This is a genomic window from Marinagarivorans sp., from assembly GCF_982758155.1.
Genome location: NZ_CEXWTU010000360.1, coordinates 225 through 3,095, shown reverse-complemented (window position 1 = coordinate 3,095; position 2,871 = coordinate 225). Strand labels below are relative to the sequence as shown.

The following is a 2,871-nucleotide window of genomic DNA, read 5'->3' as shown; positions in this document are numbered from 1 at the left end:
AAGCACTCACAAGCCTAGGGTTAGCCCGATAATGGTAGTTAATATATAAGTGCACCGACACCTGTAAGCCGCTAAGCGCATGGGGATGAAGTTGGTGCATCAATATCTTAACCTAATGAGGAAAATACCATGACACAATACGTACGCAACATCCTAAAACTATACCGCCAAGCTTCCAATGATGACACTATCAACGGTGTTGAATGGTATGCACGTGCCGAACGTATGGCCTTTGATATAGCCGACAAGCACAAACTGCCAGTGAACACTGTTATCGGTGTCATGGCCGCGCTATCTCCTAATAATCGTTGGGAACGTAACTGCAAAGACACTGACACAATGTGCGGTGCATGGCAGAATGGCGATGGTTTAGACGACTTCAAGGTTTCATGTTATAACACGATGAAACAAAAGGCGTGGTCTATTCTACAGGACGACTTGTTAGATGATGAGGACATTCTAACACGGTTGAACGGTCAGAAAATCCGCTCTTTCTACTCTAACATTAGAGGACTAGACGAAGTGACAATTGACGGCCATGCCTTGAACATTGCACGGGGACAACGTGAAGGTTTAACCAGTGACAAAACCAACATGGGTAAGCGCCAATACCGTGAATTGCAGGCCGCTTATGTTACCGCCGCTAAGCGTGTGAAGGTAAAGCCTCATGTTCTACAGGCAATCACTTGGACCACTTGGAAGCGTGTTCACAACATCTAATAGGGAGAATACTATCATGGACGTTACTCAATACGTAGAAGATAACCGCCTGTATTTCTGGTCCACTATCAACCGTGAGGAAACTCAATTCGAGTGTGATATGGGGCAAGGCCCTATTGGTGCCAAGATGGAATGCATCGTTATGACAGGGGTGCACAAGGGTGAAACAAGAATGTTCCCGTGGATTAGTCTCAACACCCTATGGGAACAACAAAAGGGAGGTGACGAAGATGAATGATGAACAAAAGAAAGAGATAGTTAAACACGGATTAGAGTTTGTTCATTGTGCTATTCAAGAGGCTGTGAACGGCAACCACGATATGAATGAACTTATGGCAGCACTTGAGGTGCTAGAACTAATGAGAGAGGATGGGATAAAACTATGACAAAACCAGAATACATAGCTATGACGTGTGAGATTGCAAACATGGTACTGGATAGAGTTTATACTGGACATCAATATGAGAGTGATGATGGTGGTAATGTGTCCTATACAGATGAGGCGCAAGAAGTGTTCAATAGCATACTTGATGAGGTGCAAAACACTGTAGCCAGATATTTAGAGGTGACACTATGAACAATCAAAGTGGAGACGATACTTATTGGAGTGACGTACAGGACTTTTCGGCTAGACTGAAAAAGGAAAATCTTCTCGCAGGAGAAAAGTTTATGATGCACACTTTGAAAGCTGTACAAGGTAAAGTAAAAGAAGCGAGACTGAATAAACCTTTTGAGGAGTGGACGTTTGACGACATGTTAAACAGTTTCCCAAGGGAGCTACAACATGACACTTAAACGCAAAGAACGTCTGCGTAAGCATCGCAATCAATCAATCCGCTGGTTTATCTATGATACCGCGGCCATGCTGTTTGTGGCTGCTGCTCTCTACACAATCGGGGTTCTCCTGATTGGACTGGGCGAGTTAGTATGACCAAGGGAAAAGAGGATGACCCGTGCGACGACTGGTCAGATCAACCCATACCTAAACCTAAAGGAAAGTAACATGAGCAAGGGCATTGTATTATCACTATACGACTTCACGGGCGAGGCTCTGAAACCTTGGGCTGAAGCGGGTTACACCTGTTACGCCTTCGACATCCAACACCCTGTGGAGGGACGCAAAGAGGGTGGTATCACGTACCGTCACGCAGACCTACACAAACAGGCGACCTATCATGATCTGATTGAAGAGTTTGGCGACAACGGCGATCTGACTGTGTTTGGTTTGGCCTTCCCTGTATGCACTGACCTTGCAATATCGGGGGCTGCCCATTTCAAATCTAAGGCAAAACGAGACCCTGACTTCCAGACCAAGGCGGTCAACTACGCGGTAATGTGTGCGGACTTCTTTGAGGACTTAGGCGTCCCCTACCTTATCGAGAACCCTGTCAGTGTCTTGGCTACGCAGTGGCGTAAACCTGACTTCAGGTTTCACCCATACGAATACGGGGAGTATTTGGACGACCATGAGGCTGTGCACCCACGCTGGCCTGAGTACATTGCAGACCGTGACGCATACACAAAGAAAACGTGCCTATGGACAGGTGGCGGGTTTGTAATGCCCACAAAGATACCCACCTGCAAGCCAACAGGCTACAGCACACAACACAAGAAGCTGGGCGGCAAGTCACAGCGCACCAAAGACATACGATCAGCAACGCCAAGAGGCTTTGCTAAAGCAATCTGCGAGTTTAACAAAAGAGAGTACGCATAATGAAAAACACACAACACACACTAATCCTGAAGCACCTACGTGCAACCACTGGCCTAACAGTACGGGAGGCAATGATTGAATACAGCATCAGCAGCCTGACTAAGCGCATCCAAGAGTTGCGGGACCTAGGTTACGACATTGTATCCAACAAGAAAGCACACCCTGTCACTGGGCAACGCTATGTTCGCTACACTCTACACACACAAGTCCCTTACACAGTAGAAGCAGAGGGGTAAACTATCATGTATGAACGCTACTTCATTCTATCACAGCGTAAGCTACACAACAGCAAGGCAGGCAACCCCCGCTGGAAGTTTGTGGCAGTAGATCGCTACGGTGAGACTGTTACACTAACCACCAAAGCAGATGCAGGGTGGGTGAATAAGATAACAGTGGGGTGGAAACATCGCATGATCCAAGCTATCACGCACAATACT

General features: G+C 46.7%; 9 protein-coding genes. All 9 read left to right on the top strand.

What is annotated here, in order from left to right:
- Window positions 1-129: 129 nt before the first annotated feature.
- The gene (locus AC3A8L_RS20835; protein ID WP_487964200.1) at window positions 130-720 is read left to right on the top strand and encodes a DUF7178 family protein; all 591 of its coding nucleotides are present in this window, start codon (window positions 130-132) and stop codon (window positions 718-720) included.
- A gap of 16 nt (window positions 721-736) precedes the next feature.
- Window positions 737-958 carry a hypothetical protein gene (locus tag AC3A8L_RS20830; protein WP_487964199.1) on the top strand — a complete coding sequence of 74 codons (222 nt, stop codon included), beginning with the start codon at window positions 737-739 and terminating at the stop codon, window positions 956-958.
- Window positions 951-1,106 carry a hypothetical protein gene (locus AC3A8L_RS20825; RefSeq protein WP_487964198.1) on the top strand — a complete coding sequence of 52 codons (156 nt, stop codon included), beginning with the start codon at window positions 951-953 and terminating at the stop codon, window positions 1,104-1,106. Before AC3A8L_RS20830 ends, AC3A8L_RS20825 begins: the two co-directional genes overlap by 8 nt.
- Window positions 1,103-1,297: a hypothetical protein gene (locus tag AC3A8L_RS20820; protein ID WP_487964197.1), complete on the top strand. Its 195-nt coding sequence runs from the start codon at window positions 1,103-1,105 to the stop codon at window positions 1,295-1,297. The genes AC3A8L_RS20825 and AC3A8L_RS20820 overlap by 4 nt, the downstream gene beginning before the upstream one ends.
- Window positions 1,294-1,515, top strand: coding sequence for a hypothetical protein (locus tag AC3A8L_RS20815; protein WP_487964196.1), 222 nt, complete (start codon window positions 1,294-1,296; stop codon window positions 1,513-1,515). Before AC3A8L_RS20820 ends, AC3A8L_RS20815 begins: the two co-directional genes overlap by 4 nt.
- Window positions 1,505-1,651: a hypothetical protein gene (locus AC3A8L_RS20810; protein WP_487964195.1), complete on the top strand. Its 147-nt coding sequence runs from the start codon at window positions 1,505-1,507 to the stop codon at window positions 1,649-1,651. The genes AC3A8L_RS20815 and AC3A8L_RS20810 overlap by 11 nt, the downstream gene beginning before the upstream one ends.
- A 72-nt stretch (window positions 1,652-1,723) precedes the next feature.
- Window positions 1,724-2,434: a hypothetical protein gene (locus AC3A8L_RS20805; protein ID WP_487964194.1), complete on the top strand. Its 711-nt coding sequence runs from the start codon at window positions 1,724-1,726 to the stop codon at window positions 2,432-2,434.
- Window positions 2,434-2,670 (top strand): helix-turn-helix domain-containing protein, encoded by a 237-nt coding sequence (locus AC3A8L_RS20800; protein ID WP_487964193.1) that lies wholly within the window; start codon window positions 2,434-2,436, stop codon window positions 2,668-2,670. The genes AC3A8L_RS20805 and AC3A8L_RS20800 overlap by 1 nt, the downstream gene beginning before the upstream one ends.
- 6 nt (window positions 2,671-2,676) lie before the next feature.
- On the top strand, window positions 2,677-2,871 hold a 195-nt coding region (locus AC3A8L_RS20795; protein WP_487964192.1), incomplete at its 3' end, for a hypothetical protein.

Coding starts and splice junctions, on each gene's coding strand:
- AC3A8L_RS20835 (WP_487964200.1), top strand. CDS start 130: ATGACACAATACGTACGCAACATCCTAAAACTATACCGCCAAGCTTCC.
- AC3A8L_RS20830 (WP_487964199.1), top strand. CDS start 737: ATGGACGTTACTCAATACGTAGAAGATAACCGCCTGTATTTCTGGTCC.
- AC3A8L_RS20825 (WP_487964198.1), top strand. CDS start 951: ATGAATGATGAACAAAAGAAAGAGATAGTTAAACACGGATTAGAGTTT.
- AC3A8L_RS20820 (WP_487964197.1), top strand. CDS start 1,103: ATGACAAAACCAGAATACATAGCTATGACGTGTGAGATTGCAAACATG.
- AC3A8L_RS20815 (WP_487964196.1), top strand. CDS start 1,294: ATGAACAATCAAAGTGGAGACGATACTTATTGGAGTGACGTACAGGAC.
- AC3A8L_RS20810 (WP_487964195.1), top strand. CDS start 1,505: ATGACACTTAAACGCAAAGAACGTCTGCGTAAGCATCGCAATCAATCA.
- AC3A8L_RS20805 (WP_487964194.1), top strand. CDS start 1,724: ATGAGCAAGGGCATTGTATTATCACTATACGACTTCACGGGCGAGGCT.
- AC3A8L_RS20800 (WP_487964193.1), top strand. CDS start 2,434: ATGAAAAACACACAACACACACTAATCCTGAAGCACCTACGTGCAACC.